The organism is Variovorax sp. 10L421 (assembly GCF_056395365.1).
On record NZ_JBFTJJ010000001.1, the window covers coordinates 72420 to 90247 of the forward strand.

General features: G+C 69.4%; 18 protein-coding genes. 9 read left to right on the forward strand and 9 right to left on the reverse strand.

Annotated elements, in window-relative coordinates; genetic code table 11:
- Positions 1-2 precede the first annotated feature (2 nt).
- Together AC1DFC_RS00345 and AC1DFC_RS00350 are read left to right on the forward strand one after the other, a co-directional pair.
- On the forward strand, positions 3-1505 hold the full coding sequence (locus AC1DFC_RS00345; RefSeq protein ID WP_478178524.1) for a class I adenylate-forming enzyme family protein: 1503 nt from the start codon (positions 3-5) through the stop codon (positions 1503-1505).
- Between the two features lie 182 nt (positions 1506-1687).
- Positions 1688-2368 carry a hypothetical protein gene (locus AC1DFC_RS00350; RefSeq protein WP_007830343.1) on the forward strand — a complete coding sequence of 227 codons (681 nt, stop codon included), beginning with the start codon at positions 1688-1690 and terminating at the stop codon, positions 2366-2368.
- Here the strand turns inward: AC1DFC_RS00350 and AC1DFC_RS00355 are convergent.
- Entirely contained in the window at positions 2311-3498 is a 1188-nt protein-coding gene (locus AC1DFC_RS00355) for a DNA topoisomerase IB (protein ID WP_413332416.1), read from the reverse strand. The genes AC1DFC_RS00350 and AC1DFC_RS00355 overlap by 58 nt on opposite strands.
- A gap of 144 nt (positions 3499-3642) precedes the next feature.
- On the opposite strand from AC1DFC_RS00355, the gene AC1DFC_RS00360 reads away from it, so the two are divergent.
- Positions 3643-4689 (forward strand): purine-nucleoside phosphorylase, encoded by a 1047-nt coding sequence (locus AC1DFC_RS00360; protein ID WP_478178525.1) that lies wholly within the window; start codon positions 3643-3645, stop codon positions 4687-4689.
- A gap of 6 nt (positions 4690-4695) precedes the next feature.
- Here the strand turns inward: AC1DFC_RS00360 and AC1DFC_RS00365 are convergent, their stop codons facing one another.
- Complete coding sequence (locus tag AC1DFC_RS00365) at positions 4696-5379, reverse strand: TIGR02117 family protein (RefSeq protein WP_478178526.1); 684 nt, start codon at positions 5377-5379, stop codon at positions 4696-4698.
- Positions 5380-5386: 7 nt separating this feature from the next.
- Positions 5387-6604 (reverse strand): DNA polymerase IV, encoded by a 1218-nt coding sequence (gene dinB, locus AC1DFC_RS00370; RefSeq protein WP_478178527.1) that lies wholly within the window; start codon positions 6602-6604, stop codon positions 5387-5389.
- Between the two features lie 138 nt (positions 6605-6742).
- On the opposite strand from dinB, the gene AC1DFC_RS00375 reads away from it, so the two are divergent.
- The gene (locus AC1DFC_RS00375; RefSeq protein WP_007830353.1) at positions 6743-7582 is read left to right on the forward strand and encodes an RNase A-like domain-containing protein; all 840 of its coding nucleotides are present in this window, start codon (positions 6743-6745) and stop codon (positions 7580-7582) included.
- A 24-nt stretch (positions 7583-7606) separates the two neighbouring features.
- Here the strand turns inward: AC1DFC_RS00375 and AC1DFC_RS00380 are convergent, their stop codons facing one another.
- From AC1DFC_RS00380 to AC1DFC_RS00390, 3 genes are all read right to left on the reverse strand, one after another.
- Positions 7607-8227, reverse strand: coding sequence for a hypothetical protein (locus AC1DFC_RS00380; RefSeq protein ID WP_478178528.1), 621 nt, complete (start codon positions 8225-8227; stop codon positions 7607-7609).
- Positions 8228-8313: 86 nt separating this feature from the next.
- Positions 8314-9804, reverse strand: coding sequence for a TRAP transporter large permease subunit (locus AC1DFC_RS00385; protein WP_478178529.1), 1491 nt, complete (start codon positions 9802-9804; stop codon positions 8314-8316).
- Positions 9805-10326 (reverse strand): hypothetical protein, encoded by a 522-nt coding sequence (locus tag AC1DFC_RS00390; RefSeq protein WP_007830359.1) that lies wholly within the window; start codon positions 10324-10326, stop codon positions 9805-9807. It lies immediately after the preceding gene.
- Between the two features lie 2 nt (positions 10327-10328).
- Here AC1DFC_RS00390 and AC1DFC_RS00395 point away from each other — a divergent pair, with 2 nt between their 5' ends.
- Positions 10329-10985: a putative glycolipid-binding domain-containing protein gene (locus AC1DFC_RS00395; RefSeq protein WP_413314264.1), complete on the forward strand. Its 657-nt coding sequence runs from the start codon at positions 10329-10331 to the stop codon at positions 10983-10985.
- A 35-nt stretch (positions 10986-11020) separates the two neighbouring features.
- Here the strand turns inward: AC1DFC_RS00395 and AC1DFC_RS00400 are convergent, their stop codons facing one another.
- Positions 11021-11974, reverse strand: a complete 954-nt coding sequence (locus AC1DFC_RS00400; protein WP_413314262.1) for a GlxA family transcriptional regulator — start codon at positions 11972-11974, stop codon at positions 11021-11023.
- Between the two features lie 109 nt (positions 11975-12083).
- On the opposite strand from AC1DFC_RS00400, the gene AC1DFC_RS00405 reads away from it, so the two are divergent.
- Positions 12084-13088 (forward strand): SLAC1 anion channel family protein, encoded by a 1005-nt coding sequence (locus AC1DFC_RS00405; RefSeq protein WP_478178530.1) that lies wholly within the window; start codon positions 12084-12086, stop codon positions 13086-13088.
- Between the two features lie 3 nt (positions 13089-13091).
- On the opposite strand, the gene AC1DFC_RS00410 is transcribed toward AC1DFC_RS00405, so the two are convergent.
- On the reverse strand, positions 13092-13949 hold the full coding sequence (locus AC1DFC_RS00410; protein WP_478178531.1) for a class I SAM-dependent methyltransferase: 858 nt from the start codon (positions 13947-13949) through the stop codon (positions 13092-13094).
- 78 nt (positions 13950-14027) lie between these two features.
- On the opposite strand from AC1DFC_RS00410, the gene AC1DFC_RS00415 reads away from it, so the two are divergent.
- Positions 14028-14453, forward strand: coding sequence for a helix-turn-helix domain-containing protein (locus AC1DFC_RS00415; RefSeq protein WP_007830370.1), 426 nt, complete (start codon positions 14028-14030; stop codon positions 14451-14453).
- On the opposite strand, the gene AC1DFC_RS00420 is transcribed toward AC1DFC_RS00415, so the two are convergent.
- Positions 14454-15236 carry an IclR family transcriptional regulator gene (locus AC1DFC_RS00420; RefSeq protein WP_007830371.1) on the reverse strand — a complete coding sequence of 261 codons (783 nt, stop codon included), beginning with the start codon at positions 15234-15236 and terminating at the stop codon, positions 14454-14456.
- 187 nt (positions 15237-15423) lie between these two features.
- Between AC1DFC_RS00420 and AC1DFC_RS00425 the strand changes: the two genes are divergently transcribed.
- Together AC1DFC_RS00425 and AC1DFC_RS00430 are read left to right on the forward strand one after the other, a co-directional pair.
- Positions 15424-16311, forward strand: a complete 888-nt coding sequence (locus tag AC1DFC_RS00425; RefSeq protein WP_007830381.1) for an amidohydrolase family protein — start codon at positions 15424-15426, stop codon at positions 16309-16311.
- Positions 16308-17822 (forward strand): sugar ABC transporter ATP-binding protein, encoded by a 1515-nt coding sequence (locus AC1DFC_RS00430; RefSeq protein ID WP_413332395.1) that lies wholly within the window; start codon positions 16308-16310, stop codon positions 17820-17822. Before AC1DFC_RS00425 ends, AC1DFC_RS00430 begins: the two co-directional genes overlap by 4 nt.
- Positions 17823-17828 lie beyond the last annotated feature (6 nt).

Consider the following 17828-nt stretch of genomic DNA (forward strand, 5'->3'; position numbering starts at 1 on the left):
CGATGCGCCGTATCCACAGCCTGCTGGAAGAACGCGCGACAAGCAGGCCCGATGCCGTCTTCCTCTTCGAGCCTGCGGGCACGACGACCTATGCCGCGCTGCAGGCGATGGTCGACGTTGCCGCGCAAGACCTGCTGGCCGCCGGCGTGCGGCCGACCGACCGCGTGGTGCTGGTGGCCGAGAACTGCGCGGCGCACATCGCGCTGCTCATGGCCTGCAGCCGCGTCGGTGCATGGTCGTGCGGCGTGAATGCGCGCATGTCGCCGGGCGAGATCGCTGCCATCGTCGAGCGCGCCGATGCCCGTGTCTGCTGCTTCACGGCCGCCGCCTCCGAAGCCGCTGAAAAGCATGCGCAGAGGGCCGGTGCAACGGCCGCGGCGCTCGGTGGCGTGATGCGCTCGGCCGTGCGTGCCGAAGCGCGCACCGAGCCCGATCCGGCATTGGCCGACACGGCCGCCATCATCTTCACTTCCGGTACCTCGGGCACGCCCAAGGGCGTGATGGTGTCGCACCGCGGGCTGCTGCACTTCGGCCGCGTGTCGGCCCAGGTGCGCGCCCTGGGCGAGCGCGACCGCGTCTATGCCTTCCTGCCGATGACGCACATCTTCGGCATCGGCACGGTGTTGATGGCTGCGCTCACGGGCGGCGCGGCGCTGGTGCTGCGCGGCAGCTTCTCGCCGGCCGACGCGCTGCACGCGCTGGCGCACGAGCAGGTGTCGAACCTGCTCGGGCCGCCGACGATGTATGCGCGGCTGCTGGCGCACATCGAGGCGGAGGAGGCCGCGCCGTGCTTTCCGCAACTGCGCTACGTCTACACCGGCTCCGCGCCGCTCGACCCGGCGCTCAAGCAGCGCGTGGAGCAGCTGTTCGGGCAGCCGCTGCACTATGGCTACGGGCTGTCGGAGTACGCGGGCTCGGTGTTTCTCACACGCACCGAGTCGCCGCGCGCCGACACCGCGGCGGGGTATGCGGTGGAGGGGGGCGAGGCCCGTATCGTGACCCTCGACGCCAACGACGCCGCACCCGGCGCCACGGGTGAGATCTGGCTGCGCGGGCCCGGCCTCATGCTCGGCTATTTCCGCGACGCCGCCGCCACGGCGCAGGTGATGCGACCCGGCGGCTGGTATGCCACCGGCGATCTCGGCCGCTTCGGCGAGGACGGCGCGCTGTTCGTGGTCGGGCGGCTGAAGGAAATGATCATCCGCTCGGGTTTCAACGTCTATCCGGCGGAGATCGAGGCCGTCGTCGGCCGCTTCGACGGCGTGCACCTGTGCGCGGTGGTCGGCGTGCCCGAGGCCGATGGCAACGAACAGGTCGTCGCTTTCGTCGAGCTGAAGGCCGGCGCGGTGCTCGATGAAGCGGCGCTGCGCGCGTACCTCGTCGAACACCTGTCGCCCTACAAGCGCCCGGCCCGCATCGAGGTGATCGATGCAATGCCCACCACCGCCAACGGCAAGCTGCTCAAGCGCGAACTGCAGGCGCGCTGCGGGCCGGCTGCGGGCTGATTTCAGCTGAAGATCGCGGCCTGCGAAGGCCTGGAGGTAGGGGCCAGGCCCTGTGCCGGCGCCATCGTAGGCACGCTCCTACACCCGGGGGGGGGAGGTGGGGCCGATACTTGTTATTCCCCCTCGTTTCAGGAAGTACCCGTGACCGTGCCGATGAACCCGACGCCCGTGGCCGCTGCGAAATGAAGTCCTCGCCGAGTGCGCGCAGCTGGATTGCCGCCGGTGTGCGCCACGAATTGCTCACGCGCGCGCTGCCCGCCCTGCGGCACGACATGGCGGCACCTGTCTCGGTGGTCCGCATGGCGCTGCTGATGCTCAAGCGGCAGGTCGGCGCAGCCACCATCGACGCCGCCGCCTGCGAAGAGCGCGTGGCGCTGATCGACAACCAGGTTTCCGAACTGGTCGAGGCGATCCGCTCGCTGCGCGACTGGGAACTGGCCACCACGGATGACGGCATCACCCGCAGCGCGCTGGTGGCGCAGTGCGTGGCCCTGATGCGCTCTGCCTTCGACCTGCACGGCGTGACGCTCGATGCGGACGCTTCGCTGGACCCGCAGGAAGACGAGCATCGCTGGCCCGCCGCGGCTGCGCTGCGCTACCTGTTCCTCGGTGCGCTGGGCTACCTGCACGACGGCGCGGCCGAGGCCGGGGCGATCCGGGTCGAGGCGGACGGCGCCAACGCGCTGCGCCTCACGGCCCTGCCGCGCGAACCCGGCGGCACGCATGCCGTGCTCGACGCGCACCGTGCGCCGCGTGCGCTGGCCATCGACGCCGTCGCATTGCAGAACCTGGCCGAAGACCTCGGCTACGCCGTGGCGTTGGAAGGCGACAGCGTGCGCCTCGTGCTCGCGACCGGCAACTGAGTCTTTCCGCGTTTGCGCGCCGCATGGCCGCGCCGCTGCGCGCGCAGGAAGGCCAGCAGCCGCCGCTCGGCCGCATGCAGCCCGCGCGAGGGCTTGGTGGTGCGGTGCGCGGCGATCTTCTCGAACAGCACACCCGTGGCCTCGTCGCCATCCGAGAGCGCGCTGCCCAACGCCAGCACCGCCGGATGCACGTAGGCCTTCTTGCAGACCGCCGGCGTGTTGCCCAACTGCCTGGCGACGGCAGCCAGGATGTCCTTGGCGCTGTAGCGGCTGCCGTCGGTAGCGACGCGGCCCGGTTCGCAGGCCAGCAAGGTGAGCTCCAGCGCCTGCACCGTGCCGTGCCAGGTGCGGAAGTCCTTGGCGGTGAAGCGCTCGCCCTGCGCGGCCTCGGCCAGGTAGTCGTTCACGTCGGTGGACGAGATGCCGCGCAGTTCGCCGTCCTCGTCCTCGTACTGGAACAGCGCCTGCCCCGGCAGCTGCTGGCATTGCCGCACCACCCGGGCCACGCGCGGATCGTCGAGCTTCGCCTCGTGCATCACGCCGCTCTTGCCCCGGAAGCGCAGCCGCAGCGCCTGGCCCTGCACGGCGGCGTGCCGGCTGCGCAGCGTGGTGAGGCCGTAGGAGCCGTTGCTGTTCGCGTATTCCTCGTTGCCCACGCGCAGCAGCGTGGTGTCGAGCAGGCGCACCACCGCCGCGAGCACCTGGGTGCGGTCGGGCGTCTTGCGGCCTTTCGTCGACCGCAGGTCGCGCGCCACGCGGGCGCGGATGCGCGGCAGCGCGAGCGCGAAGGCTTCGAGGCGATCGAACTTGGTTTCGTCCTTCATCGAGCGCCAGTCGGCGTGGTAGCGGTACTGCTTGCGCCCGCGCGCGTCGATGCCTGTGGCCTGCAGATGGCCGTTGGGCAGCGGGCAGATCCACACCTGGGTGTAGGCGGGCGGGATGGCCAGCATGCGGATGCGCGCGATCTCGTCCACGTCGCGCAGCCACTGTCCATTGGCGTCGCGGTAGCGGAAACGCTCGCCGTGCTTCAGGCGGCGGATGCCGGGCATGCCGGGGTTCACGTAGACGAGGCCGTTGGCGATGGGCGTCGGCTTCAAAGGCGGCTTGGCAGGAGGGGAAGAGGCCGGCATGGGGTTTGCGTGGTGGCGCGACATCGCGCTTTTGCCAGCATCGACAATCGCCGGTTGTAGGACGCCGCAAGCGCCCTCGGTGCGGCAGGCGCGCTTGTGCGCCTGCGCCGCCTTCTTCTTCTTTCCTCTTGAACGGGTTCCAGAATGACTTCTTCCAGGTCCACGCTTTTCACCGCCCGCTGGCTGGCGGTGCCTGCCGCAGCGCTGTTGTTCACGGCCTGCGCGTCCACCACTTCCACTCCGACCGCCTCGGCCCCGGGCGCGCCCGTGAAGGTCAAGGTCTTCGTCGCCGCCATGTTCGAGATCGGCCAGAACACGGGCGACCGCGCCGGCGAGTTCCAACATTGGTACGAACGCTACTGGAAGGGCGCCAAGCCCATTGCGGTGCCCGGTGCGCTGCAGCCTGTGTACTGCAATGCCGACGGCGTGTGCGGCGCGGTGCTCGGCATGGGCAAGGTCAACTCGTCGTCGTCGATGCAGGCGATCCTGCTGAACCCGCAGTTCGACTTCTCACAGAGCTACTACGTGATTTCCGGCGTGGCCGGCACGCCGCCTTCGCGCGGCACCATCGGCGAAGTGAGCTGGGCCACCTGGCTGGTCGACTACGACCTCGGCCACCGCTGGGCCCCCGAGGAGAACAAGCCCGGCGAGCCGACCTTCATGCCGCGCAAGGGCTACGAGGAGTACCGCCGCTTCAAGCTCAACCCCGACCTCGTGAGCTGGGCCATGAGGCTCTCGGCCGACACGCCGCTCAAGGATTCGGACGGCGCGCGCAAGTACCGCCTGCGCTACCCCGATGTCGCGGCCCGCCGCGCGCCTTTCGTCGGCACCGGCACGCACATGACTGGCGACACCTTCTTCCATGGCCCCGGCATGTCGAAGCAGGCGCAATACATCGCCAGGCTCTACGGCGCCGACGACTACGTCATCACCGAAATGGAAGCCGCCGCCATCACCCTCGTGATCAAGCGCACGCACGGCACCGACCGCGTGATGAGCCTGCGCGGCGCGGTCAACTTCGACCAGGGCAGCCCGAAGGAAACCACGCTGCAGCACCTGGACCCGGCCCCGGGCGAAACGGCCGGCGGCTTCGCGGAGACGGTGGAGAACATCGAGCTGGTGGGCTCGCGCGTGGTCGATCACATCGTGACCAACTGGCCGAAGTGGCAGGGCGGCGTGCCGAAGCCCTGAGCGGGTTCAGGGCCGTGAAGGCTTCAGGTGCCATGTCACCGTGAAGTCGAACGGCGTCCAGCGGCTGACGGTGACGCCTGCCTGCCGCAGCCCGCGGCCGGTCCAGGTGTTGCAGGTCTCGAAGAGGTGATAACCGCCTTCGGCTTCGTAGAAGGCGTCGTCGTCGCCGTAGTGCGCGCCGGCGATGGGTGAGGCATGGCCCGAGGGCAGAGCGGCGCGCACGTAGCCGATCAGTTGTGCGTACTGTGCGTGCGAGAGCGGCAGGCTGTAGGCCCCGCGCGCCAGCTGTTCGCGCCGCAGGTAGCTCACATGCATCAGCGCGCGGTTGCCGCCCGACAGCGCCCCGAAGGCGCGCGCCGCCGTCAGGTCGCCCCAGGTGGGCGTGTTCAGGTAGAACTCGCGATCGCCCCAGCCGATGGCGATGAATTCGGCATCGGGCGGCGGCGCCCTGAAGTCTTTCAGCGGAAACACCTGCAGCCAGTCGATGGTGGCCGAGCGGATCGGGAACACGTAGTCGGTGTGCACGCCGTTGCTCAGCACCCAGGCCTGTACGTCGACCGGTGCATCGCTCGCAGGCCTGGCATTGGCGGGCCAGAACACCAGCGCGCAGGCCACGATCAAGTACAGGCCGATCAGCGCGACGAAGCCCAGCAGCGTGAAGGCGGTGCGGCGCAGCCAGCGTTTCGCCATGGCGCCGTCAGAACAGCGACGCGGTGGTCGACGCGGGCTCCGGCGTCGCGCGGTGCGCACCGGTCCCCGTGGGCGCGAGCGCCTCGGGGCTGCCCGCCTTCGCCAGCGCGCCCACGCGCACGCCCAGCAGCCGCAGCGGGCGCTCCAGCGGCACGCGCTTGAGGCACAGGCCGCCCGTGTGGCGGATGGTCTTCGCGTCGGACGTGAAGCGCTCGATGGTCTGGTCGCGCGTGGCGATCTTGAAATCGTCGTAGCGCAGCTTGATGCCGATGGTCTTGCCCACGTAACCCTTGCGCTGCAGATCTTCGGCCAGCTTCTCGCACAGGTGGGTGAAGATCGCGCCCAGCTCGGCGCGGTCGCGCACGGCGTGCAGGTCGCGGTCGAAAGTGGTCTCGCGGCTCATCGACACGGGTTCGCTCTCGGTCACCACCGGCCGGTTGTCGCGGCCCCAGGCCACCTCGTGCATCCACGCGCCCGTGGCCTTGCCGAAGGTGGCAACGAGCCAGTCGCGGTCGCGCGCCGCGAGCTGGCCCACGGTCTCGATGCCGAAGCGCTTGAGCTTCTCGTCGGCCTTCGGCCCGATGCCGTTCACCTTGCGGCAGGGCAGCGGCCAGATGCGCGTTTCGAGGTCGTGCTCGTAGACCACCGAGATGCCGTTGGGCTTGTTGAACTCGCTCGCCATCTTGGCGATGAGCTTGTTGGGCGCCACGCCGATGGAGCAGGTCAGGCCGGTGGCGTCGAAGATGGCGGTCTGGATCAGCCGCGCCAGCGAGCGCCCGCCGTCGCGCTGGCCTCCGGGCACGTCGGTGAAGTCGATGTACACCTCGTCCACCCCGCGGTCTTCCATGAGCGGGGCGACCTCCAGGATGATGTTCTTGAAGGCGCGCGAATAGCGCCGGTACTCGTCGAAGTCCACCGGCAGGATGATGGCCTGCGGGCACAGCTTGGCGGCCTTCATGAGCCCCATCGCCGAGCCGATGCCGAACTGCCGCGCGGGATAGGTGGCGGTGGTGATCACGCCGCGGCCCGTGTAGTCCTTCAGCAGCGGAAAGGCCGCGACCGGAATGTCGGCCAGCGTGCCGCCCTCGGGCAGGTCGCGGATGGCCTCGTCCACGCGCCGCCTGCCGCCGCCGATCACCACCGGCAGGCCCTTGAGCTGCGGATAGCGCAGCAGCTCGACGGACGCGTAGAAGGCGTCCATGTCGAGGTGGGCGATGCGGCGCATCGGAGGGGATGTCGGGGGCTCGGAACTCACGTTGACGATTGTCTCGCGCTCCGGCGATGTTCGCCCGCCGGGCGACTGCGTGCAAGAATGCGGCCGATTGCGGATGGACCCTCCGATGGCATGGGAAAGGGAAATGGCATGGATGACGAAGTCGAAGGCTTGAGCATCGCGCTGACGCCGGTGCAGATGGCCGCGGTACTGGGCGGGCAGGACGTGCCCGAATCCGCGAGCTGGAGCAACCGGCTCTGGGGCACCGTGGGGCTGGTGGGCGGTGTCGTGGAACTGGTCGGCGCCGGCGTGCTCTGCGTCGCACCCGAACCCACGATGGTGACCAAGGCCGGCTGCGTGGTGCTGGGCGTGCACAGCTTCGACACCATGGCGACGTCGGGCCGCCAGATCTGGACCGGCACGCCGCAGCGCACGGCCACCGCCGTGACCGCCAGCTCGGCGGCCGAGGCGCTGGGCGCTTCGCGCGACACGGCCGATGGCATCGGGCTTGCGGTGGATGTGGCGGTGCCGCTGGTCGTGGCATCGGCGCTGGGAGCCGCACGCATCGTCGCCGTGATGCGCGGCGGCCGCATCCGGCTGGCCGAGCACGAGGCCGCAGCGGGATCGAGGCTGGGCGGCCACACCATGGCGCGGCATGTCGGGCAGACCGACGCCCAATTGCTGGCCAGGGTGCGAACCGCCACCCGGCCGGGTCCCAGGGCCGTGTCCACCTTTGGCGACCTTGCCACCGCGGAGCGCGCGATCACCGAGACGCTGCGTGTCAACGCCGCCGCGGTGCGCGCGTGGTCGCGCGGGGCGGCCGCGGGCAGCAAGTCGCCGGAGCTGGAGCACGTGCTGAGCTACGTGGTGGGGCGCGGCGTGCAGTTCGGCAGCACGGCCGTCAATGACCTCTCCGGCGTGCGGATCATCCTCAAGATGGAAAGCTACAACGGCAAGCCGTTCTACATCCTCACGGCCTATCCGATCTGAGCGCCGCGGCGCGGCGCAGCAGGCCTACGGGAAAGAAGGGGCTTCGCCCGTCGTCCACACGTCGGCGCCGAGCTCGCTTGCAAGACGGGCCACGAGCTTCGCGGTGCGCTCGCGCAGCGGGGCAATGCGGGCCTGCAGGCCGGCCCTGGGCAGCGCAACGGCCTGGCCGGGTTCTTCGGAATCGGGGTCGTTTTCGCGGATGTAGAGCGTGCCGTTGCGAGCCCAGACCTCCACCGCCCAGCCCTGGTCCTGGTCGTCGTAGATATTGCCCTCGTCGTGCCCGGCCACGGCGACGAGGAAGTGGTCCATGGAAGAGAAGGTGTCGTACCAGGGGAAGGACAGGTGCACGTCCGCCTCCTCGTTGTCGAGCCGCAGGTCCATCCAGAAATACTGGCGCACCTGGTGGAGTTTCAATGCGTGCTGCCGGGCCAGCGCGGCCACCTGGCCGTAGTACGCGGCAAGCTCCGCCTCGTGCCCGATGGCCTCCGAGGTGCGCACTCGCAAGCGCTCGGCGCGCTGGAATTCCGGCAATGCGAGCGGCTCGGGCCGCTGGTACGGCGCAGCGTTGAACGCGTCCCACAAATGAAATGCGATCTCGGGCTCCAGCGAGTTGATCGGCTTGGCATCGGCGAACCAGGGTTCCACTTGCGCGCTCCTCTGAATGGTCGAGCGGACGATGTTAGCCCGCGTCGAAGGTCGTGTGCCGCGCGTTGTGCGGCACACCGCGAGTGCTATCTCTCCTCGGGTGGCGCGGTGCTGTCGCCGGCGTCGGGCGGTGCCATCTCGCGCATCAGGCGGTCCACTGCTTCATCGTTCATCGGCTCGGCCGGCGCGAGCGCGGTGGGCGAGGTGCGCAGCCAGCGCGTGGTGGCCGGCAGCGCCATCACCAGCGCGGTCACGGTGGCCAGCACCGCCAGGTAGGGCGCCAGCGCCCGTGCCACCGCGGCCACTGGCGGACGCGGCGCGGCCTGCCCGCGCGCCAGCACCAGCGCATAGCCGAAAGGCGGCAGCAGGAAGCCGGCCTGCAGCACCAGCAGGGTGAGCGTGGCGATCCAGGCCGCGTCGTCGAGCTGCGCGAGCACCGGCGGCATCACGATGGGCACGATCAGGAAGATCAGCTCGAAGGCGTCGAGCACGAAGGCGCATGCCAGCAGCACGGCAAGCACCACCAGGAGCCCGACCATGGGATGCCCCTGCAGCGCCAGCATGAGCCGCGCGATCAGCCCGTCGGTGCCGAAGCCGCGCAGCAGCAGCGAGAAGGTGGTGGCGGCCGCCAGCAGCGCATACAGCGCGCCGGTGAGCGCCATGGCGTCGTCGAGCACCTGCCACAGCACCGGTCGCGTGAGCTGGCGCGACACCACACCCCAGCCGAGCAGCAGCACGCAGGCGGCGGCCGCGCCCTCGACCGCGCGCACCTTGCCCAGCGTGACCAGCACGAGCAGCGCGCCGATCAGCAGGGGCACGAGCAGCAGCGTCCAGCCTTCGCGCCAATCCATAGGCTCGCGCGGCGCCACGGGTCGGGGCTTGCGCCGTGCGCCGAACCACGCGACCGCGAGCCAGCCGAGCAGCAACGCCGCCGCCGGCACCAGCGCCGCCTGCAGGATGTCCTGCGTGTTGACGATGCGGTTGGCTGCGCCGGCGGCAGCCGTGGGCAGCGCCAGCGCGCGCGCCATGTTCACGCCCTCGGTGTGGGCGCGCAGCATCGCGTCGCCGAGCAGCAGCAACACCAGCGAGGGCGGCACGATCACGCCCAGCGTGCTGGTCACGGCCACGAGCGCGGTGCGCCGTGCCGCGGGCAGGCCTTCGCGTGCCCAGCCCTTGCCGGCGGTGCGCGCGAGCATCAGCAGGCTGGCGCCGACCGAGCCGTTCATCGGCGCGAGCATCAGGCCCAGCACCATGCCGGCCAGCTCGGGTGCCGCGCGTGGCGCGACGAAGGCCAGCGCCTTGCGCAGGCCGTTGTACAGATGCTCGGCCAGCGCCAGCCGGTTGAGTAGCGCGCCCACCAGCGCATAGAGCGCCAGCGCCTGCAGCAGATCGTGCTCCAGCAGGCCGACGATGCGCCACGGCAGGTTCTGCAGCAACGCGACATCGAACGCGCCCAACGCCAGCCCGGCCGCTGCGCCCAGCGTGCACACGCCGAGCAGCACGGCATAGGTCGGCCAGCCGGTGGTCATCATCAGCGCCAGGGCCAGCGCGAGCAGGGCGAGTCCGAGCCAGGCCATCTATTGCCCGGGCAGTCGACGTTCGTGCCAGAGGTCGAGCACGCTTTGCACCGCCAGCAGCACCGCGAGCAGCAGCAGCGCCACCTTGATCATGAAATAGCCGGGGTTGAAGGTGTCGGGGAACAGTTCGAACGCGGCCACCGCGCGCAGCACCGGCACGGTGCCCGTCGCGATCAGGAACAGTGCCCACGGCAGCACGCACAGCGCCGCGCCGATGCGGCGCAGCCGCGCATAGCGCCCGGCGGTGTCGGCGGCCAGGTCGGGCCGCGCCACCAGATGCGCGCCGCGGCGCCCGGCATGCCGCAGCGCCACGGCCACGTACAGCGCGAACAGCCACTGCGCGAGGTCGTTGGCCTGCGTCGGTCCGTTGCCCGAGCCGGCAAGGTCGCGCAGCGGCCATTGCGCGAACAGCAGCAGCGCGATGGCGATGGCGAAGGGCATCGCCGCGCGGTCGACCCAGTCGAGCCCGCGCGGCACCGGTGGCGCGGGGCGGGTCTCTGGTGTTTCGGCCGGTGGCGTCATGCGTGGCGATCCTGTTCCCCGAACCTGACTTCCACCTGTGGGCGCCGCGGGTCATGGCTTGCGTGGTGGAGCATGCCGGTGCCATCATCCGCGCCATGCAAACCGTCGCCTCCATCCTCTGGCGCAGGCTCGATGTACCCGGCCACGACGCCTGCCGCCTCGAACGCAATGCTTCGGCCTGGCAACTCGATGGTGCGGCCGTGTTCCGGCTGGAAGACGGCCGCAACGGCCAGCTGCACTACCGCGTGCGATGCGACCTGCACTGGCACACCCAATGGGGCACGGTGCGCGGCTGGCTCGGCGATTCGGCCGTCGACCTGTCGATCGCCCGTGACGCGCGCGGCCACTGGAAGCTCAACGACGAGGCGGTGCCCGACCTGTCGCACTGCGTCGACCTCGACCTGGGCTTCACGCCCGCCACCAACCTGCTGCAACTGCGCCGGCTCAACCTGGCGAAGGGCGAGGGCGCCGACGCGCCGGCGGCCTGGGTCGACCTCGACGGCGGCGGCGTGCTGAGCGAGCTGATGCAGCGCTACGAGCGGCGCAGCGACACCGAATATGCCTACGAGGCGAAGCGCTTCGACTATGCGGCGACGCTGGGCGTGACGCAAGACAGCTTCGTGCGCGACTATCCGCGGCTCTGGGTCGCCGAAAAGTAATGCCGGAGCGCGAGTCGCGGTTCGCCTTCTCGTCGTCAGCTGGCGAAGCGCCTGCGGTATTCCACGAGGCTCACGCCCAGGCGGCGGCCGAACGCGCGCCTGAAGCCGTCCACGTTCGCATAGCCCACCGCATCGGCCAGCCGCTTGGCCGGCAGGTCTGACTCCTCGGCCAGGCGGCGGGCGGCGTCGATCCTCGCATTCTCGACAAACTCCGCCGGCGTGGTTCCGGTTTCGCCGCGGAAGATGCGCGCAAAGTTCCGCTCGCTCATGCCGGCGCGCAAGGCGAGGGCCGGCACGGACAGGTCGTCCTTGAGGTTCGCGAGCACGTGGTCCTGCACCTCGCGCATGCTGGAGCGCTCCGAGGTCTGTGCCGCCAGGTGGGCGCTGAACTGGCTCTGGCCGCCGGGCCGCTTGAGGAACATCACCAGCTGGCGCGCCACGCTCAGCGCGAGGTCGCGGCCATGGTCTTCCTCCACCATGGCCAGCGCGAGGTCCATGCCGGCCGTGACCCCGGCGGAGGTGAAGAGCTGGCCGTCCCTCACGTAGATCGCGTCCGCCTCGACGCTCGCTAGCGGGTAGTCCGACGCGAGGCGGCCAGCGAGCTTCCAGTGGGTTGCCACGCGCTTGCCGTCGAGCAGGCCGCTGGCGGCCAGCACGAAGGCGCCGCTGCACACCGAGCCATAACGCCGCACGGTGCGGGCCTGACGCCTGAGCCAATCCTGCAGTTGCATGTCGGTCGCCATGTCTTTCACGCGGGGGCTGCCCGCAACGAGCAGGGTGTCGATGGCGCCGCAATGCGTGGCCACCGTGGAATCGACACCCAGCCGCAATCCGCCGCTGCTCTTGAGCATGCCTTCCCCGGTGCCGATCACCTGGACCTGGTAGGCGCGCGGTTTGCCGAGCTGCTGCGACGCCTCGGCGAAGACGTCGGCGGGCCCGGCCACGTCGAGCAGCTGGAAACGGGGGAAAGCGAGGATGGCGACGCGCATGGCAGACAAGGCCCCGGGATTGGCGGAAAACGCCGTGAGTTGGCAAAAACGACGGTGGGAGTCTGGCGGAAAATACAAACTAATGCAAATCCAGACAAGGGCATCCGACATGCAAAACCAAGCTCTGAATCCTTCTTCACCGGCCATTGCGTCGATCGCGCCTCGCGCGCAAGCCTCCGTGCGCAATCTCCCGGTCAACCTGTTCGCCTCGGTGATGGGCCTTACCGGACTGGCCCTCGCATGGCGGCTCGCGCACGACAGCCTGGGTGCGCCGGCCATCGTCGGCGAGGCCGTCGGGGCGTTCGCGCTGGGCGTCTTCGTGCTCATCTCGATGGGCTACCTGGCAAAGCTCGTGAGGCACCCGCAGGCGGTGCAGGCGGAATTCCACCACCCCGTGGCGGGCAACTTCTTCGGCACCATCGCGATTTCCATCCTGCTGCTGTCGGCCGTCGTGGCGCCGTACAGCGCGCCCCTGGCGCACCTCGCGTGGACCGTGGGGCTGCTCGCGACCCTGGTACTGAGCTTCGTCGGCCTGTCGAGGCTGCTGAAGGGGCAGGTGGATGCCTCGCTCGCCGTGCCGGCCTGGATCATCCCGGGCGTGGCCACGCTCGACATTCCCGTCACCGGCGCGCACATGCCGATGGCATGGGCGCCCGAACTCAATCTGGCCGCCGGCGCGGTCGGCGCGGTGCTGGCGCTCGTGCTCTTCACGATGATCATCGGCCGGCTGGTGCATCGCGACCCGCTCGCTCCCGCCATGGAGCCGTCGCTGATGATCCTGGTGGCGCCCTTTGCGGTGGGCTTTCTCGCGTACACCAACATCGTCGGCGAGATCGACCGCTTTGCCTCGCTGCTCTTCTACTTCGGCCTCTTCATGTTCGCGGTGGTCGCGCCGAAGGTGTTCCGTCGCGGCGCCACGTTCTCGCCGAGCTGGTGGGCGATCGGCTTCCCGTTGGCCGCGCTCGCCAATGCCGCGCTGAAGTACGCCGGGTCGCGCGCGAGCGAGCCGCTCTGGGTGATTGCCATGGCGCTGCTGGTCGCGCTCAACCTGGCGCTGGCGGTTCTCACGGTGAAGACCGTGCGGATTGCGCTCAACGGGAAGCTGTTCGCCTGAGCCTCAGACATGGGCGTTCGCCCCGCGCGCAACGACCATCCAGCAGGCCGCAGTCAGGCGGACCTCATCGCCGTGCACGTAGGGCTCGAAGGCGGCGCGCACCGTGTCGATGACCTGCACGCGCGTGCGCTCGTCAGCCTGCTGAAGGGCAAGGCCGACGGGACCGAGCCGGCTCAGGTAGCCGGGCAGCGCCGTCCCGGGCATCGTGCAGGGCACGTCGATGGGCTGGATGTCGATGCCGGCCCAGCCGCTCTCTTCGAGGATCGCATGGACCCGCTGCCTGTCCGCGAAGGCGAACTGGCCTGGCGCGTCCGGCCGGCGGGCAGGGAGGTACGGCAGCAGTGGTGCGGCGGCGCGCTCCGCGGTCGTCATGAACGGGTTCTCCGCCGCACTGCGCCAGGCGATGAACCGCAACTCGGCGCCTTCTCTCGCGGCCCGCAGCAGGTTCGCGAAGGCCTGCACGGGCTCGTCGAAGAACATGACGCCGAAGCGCGACATGATGCGGTCGAAGCTCGCGGGCTCCAACGCGTGGGTCTGCGCATTGGCGCAGATGAAGCGTGCCGGCGTGCCTTCGCGTTCGGCGCGGATCCGGGCGGCGGCGATCATCGGCTCCGAGATGTCGATGCCGACACAGCCGCCTTCGCTGCCCTGCCGCCGCGCGACGGCGAGCGTGGTGCTGCCCGTGCCGCAGCCAACGTCGAGCACACGGCTCGCGGGGTTGGTGGACACTGCTTCGACGAGCAGGTCTTCGAGCGGCTGGAACAGGTGATCGAGCGTGGCCTGCGCGTCGACCCAGGCGCGCCCGGCCAGGCCGTTCCAGAGCCTGGCCTGTTCGTCGCCGGGCTGTTGTGTGGCTTCCATGGTCGTTTCCTTGTGCTTGCCTTCGGGAGGCGGAAACCGCACTATGCAAGTTCAAGTCGACTTGAGGTCAAGAGGGTGATGAAGCATCTGGATATCGGCGAGGTCGCGCAACGCTCCGGCGTGCCCGCCTCCACGCTGCGCTACTACGACGAAAAAGGCCTCGTCGCCTCCACGGGCAGGCAAGGCCTGCGCCGCCTGTTCGATCCCGGCGTGCTGGAGCGGCTCGCGCTGATCGCGCTGGGGCGTGCCGCCGGCTTTTCGCTGGACGAGATCGCGCGCATGTTCGGGCCCGACGGGCAGCCGCGCATCGACCGGGTGATGCTCACGGCCAAGGCGGACGAACTCGACCGCACGATCCGCAGCCTGAGCGCCATGCGCGACGGCCTGCGGCACGCCGCTGTGTGCCGCGCGCCCAGCCACATGGAATGCCCGACCTTTCGCCGCATCCTCGAGGCTGCGGCGTCCGGGGCCATCGGCGGGCGAAGGAAGAAGGCCCCGAAGTAATCAGGCCGCGTTCGCCATCAACGACAGGTCGCGCGCCGCCTGCAGCATCAGCTCGCGCGCGCGGTCCAGCGACGGGATCGCATGGCGGTCGATGCGCCGGATGTACGGCGTGGTGAGCACCGCCAGCGCATGCCCGTGCGGGCCGAAGATGGGGCACGAGATGTCGATCACGCCGAAGTACTGCAGGCTCTCGCGCTGCCGGTAGCCCGTGGCGCGCACGGCCTCGAGCATGTGCTCCAGCTCGTCGGGCGGGATCTGCACCTCGCCGTCGAGCGCCACGTGCTCGGCCACCATCTGCCGGCGCCGCTCGTCCGATTCGCAGGCCAGCAGCACCTGGCCCGAGCCGGTGTCGAGCAGGTTCACGCGCGTGCCGGGCCGCACCGTCATGCTGCTCGCCGCCGGGCTGTTGACCTGCGCCACGATCTGGACGTTGCCCCGGTCGTACACGCCGAGGTGGCAGGACTGCTCGGCTTCCTTCACGTAGCGGTCCATCACCGGCAGAGCCTGCGTGACCAGCCGGTGGTTCGGTGGGTAGCGGTGCGCCAGGTCGAACATCTTCAGGCTCAGGCTATAGCGGTCGCCGGCGAGCGAACGCAGCACGTACTGGCGCGCCACCAGCCGTTCGAGCATGCGGTAGATCTCGCTCGGGCCACGGTCCAGCGCTTTCACGATCTCGCCGCGCGTCAGGCCCTCGGGTTGGTCCGCCAGCAGTTCGAGGATGTCCAGGCCCTTGTCGAGCGCGGGTGCGCGGTAGCGGTCCTGGTCTTCGGTCGGCTTGCTCAAGATGTCTGGATGGATAGATTTGTTCACGTATGAATTTCAACAGCAGACCTATCTTTTTGCAAGTTTGGTTCTACGGGTAAGCACTCATCAAGTGGGCTTGACGTCAAAAATTCGTCTGTAAATACTATGTTCACAAATGGACTAAGAGGCAAGACCTTCGGCAGGACTCCCGCTGCCCGCGACCCACATGATTCAGCGCATCGACTCGCATCAGCATTTCTGGCGGCCCGCGCGCGGCGACTACGCGTGGCTGCGTGCGGACGTGCCCGCCCTGGCGCCGCTGGTGCGCGACTTCCTGCCCGAGCATCTCGTGCCGCTGCTGCAAGCACATGGCATCGGGCGGACCGTGCTGGTGCAGGCGGCCGACTCGGAAGCCGAAACGGATTTCATGCTCGAACTGGCCGCTGCACACGACGTGGTCGGCGGCGTGGTCGGCTGGGTCGACCTGAGCCGGGCCGAGTCCGTCGCCTCGCTGGAGCGAATGGCGGCGCAACCCAAGTTCAAGGGCGTGCGGCCGATGCTGCAAGACCTGCCCCAAGACGACTGGATCGCGCACGCGCCGCACCCCGACGTGCTGCGGGCCATGGTGCGCCTGGGGCTGCGCTTCGATGCGCTCGTGACGCCGCGGCACTTGGCGCCGCTGCTGCAGTTCCTGCGCGAATGGCCGCAACTGCCGGTGGTGATCGACCATGCGGCCAAGCCGCCCGTGGGCAGCGCCGATGGCGAAGCCGTCGCTGCGTGGCGCCGTCAGATGTGCGAGATCGCGGCGCTGCCGCAGGTCTGCTGCAAGTTCTCGGGCCTCTGGACCGAGGCGCCGCCCTCCATGCACCGCGATGCGGATGTCGTCACCTACGCCGTGCGGCCGCTGTGGGAGCACCTGCTCGAATGCTTCGGCCCCGATCGCCTCATGTGGGGCAGCGACTGGCCAGTGCTCACGCTGGCCGGCGACTACGCGGGCTGGATCGCCCTCAGCGAGGCCTGCATCGGCAGCCTCGCGACCGGCGAGCAGGCCCACGTGTGGCACGGTACCGCGCAGCGCTTCTACAACCTGCCATTGCATCGGGAAATCCCATGACGCAACCCATCGTCGTCCTGCGCGACCTGAGCAAGTCCTTCGCCGGCGTGCGCGCGCTCGACAAGGCGCAGTTCGACCTGCTGCCCGGCGAGGTGCATGCACTCATGGGCGAGAACGGCGCGGGCAAGTCCACGCTGATGAAGGTGCTGGCGGGCGTCTACCGCAAGGACTCGGGCGAGGTGCTGCTCGACGGCCAGCCCGTGGACATCTCGAGCCCGCGCGCGGCCCAGGCGCTGGGCATCGGCATCATTCATCAGGAGCTCAACCTGATGAATCACCTGAGCGCCGCGCAGAACATCTTCATCGGCCGCGAGCCGCGGGGGCGCCTGGGCCTCTTCATCGACGAGGAAGCGATGTGCGCCGAGACGCAGCGCATCTTCGAGCGCATGAACCTGCGCCTGGACCCGCGCACGCCCGTCGGCGAGCTCACCGTGGCCAGGCAGCAGATGGTGGAGATCGCCAAGGCGCTGTCCTTCGACTCGCGCGTGCTCATCATGGACGAGCCCACCGCCGCGCTGAACAACCAGGAGGTGGCCGACCTGTTCCGCATCATCGGCCAGCTCAAATCCCAGGGCGTGGCCATCGTCTACATCTCGCACAAGATGGACGAGCTCAAGCGCATCGCCGACCGGGTGACCGTGATGCGCGACGGCCAGTACATCGCCACCGTGCCGATGGCGGCAACGCCGATGGACTCGCTCATCGCGATGATGGTGGGCCGCCAGCTCACCGAGGTGGAGAACGACTTTCCCGACACCACGGGCAACGAGATCGTGCTCGAGGCGCGCGGCATCACGCGCGGCACGATGGTGCGCAACGCGAGCTTCGTGCTGCGCCGCGGCGAGATCCTCGGCTTCGCGGGCCTCATGGGCGCGGGCCGCACCGAACTCGCGCGCGCCGTGTTCGGCGCCGACCGCATCGACGCGGGCGAGGTGTTCGTGCACGGCAGGAAGGTGCACATCAAATCGCCCGAAGACGCGGTGGCCTGCGGCATCGGCTACCTGTCGGAAGACCGCAAGCATTTCGGGCTGGCCACCGGCATGGACGTCGAGACCAACATCGCGCTGCCGAGCATGAAGAAGTTCTTGTCGATGGGCCTGTTCATCGACCAGGGCGCCATCGAGGCGGCCGGCGAGCGCTACGTGAAGCAGCTCAGCATCAAGACGCCCTCGGTGCGCCAGCAGGTGCGGCTGCTGTCGGGCGGCAACCAGCAGAAGATCGTGATTGCCAAGTGGCTGCTGCGCGACTGCAGCGTGCTGTTCTTCGACGAGCCCACGCGCGGCATCGACGTGGGCGCCAAGGCCGAGATCTACCGCCTGCTCAACGAACTGGCCGCGCAGGGCAAGGCCATCGTGATCATCTCTTCGGAGTTGCCCGAGATCCTGCGCGTGAGCCACCGCGTGCTCGTGATGTGCGAAGGCCGCATCACCGGCGAACTCGGGGGGCGCGAAGCCTCGCAGGAAAAGATCATGCAGCTCGCCACCCGGCGCGCAGCTGCCGCCACCGCATGACGACTG